Origin of the sequence: uncultured Campylobacter sp. (genome assembly GCF_938018145.1) — a bacterium.
GTDB lineage: Bacteria > Campylobacterota > Campylobacteria > Campylobacterales > Campylobacteraceae > Campylobacter_A.
Genome location: NZ_CALIII010000414.1, coordinates 1 through 1,531 on the forward strand (window position 1 = coordinate 1; position 1,531 = coordinate 1,531).

The 1,531-nt window shown below is 49.4% G+C and carries 2 protein-coding genes; both read left to right on the forward strand.

Annotated elements, in window-relative coordinates:
* Positions 1-698 (forward strand): HAMP domain-containing sensor histidine kinase (locus tag Q0338_RS09525; protein ID WP_298086538.1); only part of this gene is annotated, 698 nt, incomplete at its 5' end.
* 1 nt (position 699) lies between these two features.
* On the forward strand, positions 700-1,386 hold the full coding sequence (locus tag Q0338_RS09530; RefSeq protein ID WP_298086539.1) for a response regulator: 687 nt from the start codon (positions 700-702) through the stop codon (positions 1,384-1,386).
* The last annotated feature ends 145 nt before the right edge of the window (positions 1,387-1,531 follow it).

Genomic DNA, 1,531 nt, shown 5'->3' on the forward strand with positions numbered 1-1,531 from the left:
ACAAAGCCCGTATGAGCGAGGCGGGCGAGCTAATCAGCGGCATAAATCATCAGTTCATTCAGCCGGTTAATTCGCTAAATTTGATGATCTCAAGCCTGCTCATGCTGCAAAAAGACGGCAAACTAGACGCCGCGACGCTGGAAAATATGCTGCAAAAAGGCCAAGCTGCGACCGTGCTTTTGAGCGATACGATCGAGATTTTTAGAAATTTTTATAAGAGCAGCGACAGCCCGCAAAAATTTAGCGTGCAGCGCTGCATAAAAGACCTGCTAAAGCTCATGCACACCGAGCTTAGCAAGGCAAATGTCACGGTAAGCTTGCGCGAGTTTAAAGACGAAGAGGCCACGCAGCGGATGGGCATCGTGCAGCAAATTTTACTCATCCTCATACACAACGCCAAAGACGCGGTCGTGGAGCGCTACAAAGACGAGATCGCCAAGCGGCAAGTTTTTTTGGACGTCAAATTTGAAAACGGCACGTGCAAAATATCCGTCACGGACTACGGCAGCGGCGTGAGCAAGGAGCTTCGGGATAAAATTTTAACCCAGCCAAAAACCACCAAAAAGCAAGGAAGCGGCATCGGGCTGTATTTTGGCAAAAAGCTCGCAAACGAAAAGCTCGCAGGCGACATCAGGCTGCTAAGCGCGGGCGATCCGACGACGTTTGAGCTCGGCTTTGAGATAAATTTAAAGGAGTGAGATGCAAGAGCATTTAAAGCTGCTTAAAGACCTGAGCGTCCTCATCGTCGAGGACGACGAGATCGCAAGGGAGCTGCTAATAGGCGGGCTAAAGCCCTACTGCCTAAGCGTCTGGGGCGCGGGCGACGGGCTAGAGGGGCTGGAGCGCTTTAAAAAGCTAGCTCCCGCCATCGTCATCACCGACATCCACATGCCCGCGATGAACGGCTTTGAGATGATGAAGGAGATGATGCGCATAAAGCCCGCGCAAAAATTTATCGTCTTTACCTCCTACGACACCGACGACAACCTCATCAAAAGCATCGAGCACGGCGCGGCGTCGTTTCTAAAAAAGCCCGTCGATATCGCCGCGCTCTGCCGCCTACTAGTGGCTCTAACCTACGAAAAGGACGAAAAGCTCGTGCGTCTGGGCGCGCAAACTAGCATAAATCTCGCCAAAGAAAAGATCTACAAAAACGGCGAGGAAATTTATCTCTCGTTTTTGCAAAACAAGCTCTTTTGGCTCTTTGCGTACAATCTAAACAAGCTCGTGAGCTACGAGATGATCGAGGAGTTCGTCTACGAGGGCGAGCAAACGAGCAAGGGCGCGATACAAAACGTCGTGCTGAGGCTAAAGCGGGAGCTGGGGGTTAAATTTAAAAACATCAGTGAAAGCGGATATATACTACTAAGCGGCGATCAAATTTAACTTTGCGGCTTGTCTTTTTTCTTTATACTTCGTTGTAAATTTCGCCGAAGCTCGGTTACATACTATATGTATGCGCCCTCGCTCGGCTCATTTCCGCCTCGTCTAAAGAAAAAATACTTCGCCTTATCGTTTTACGTTCAAATTT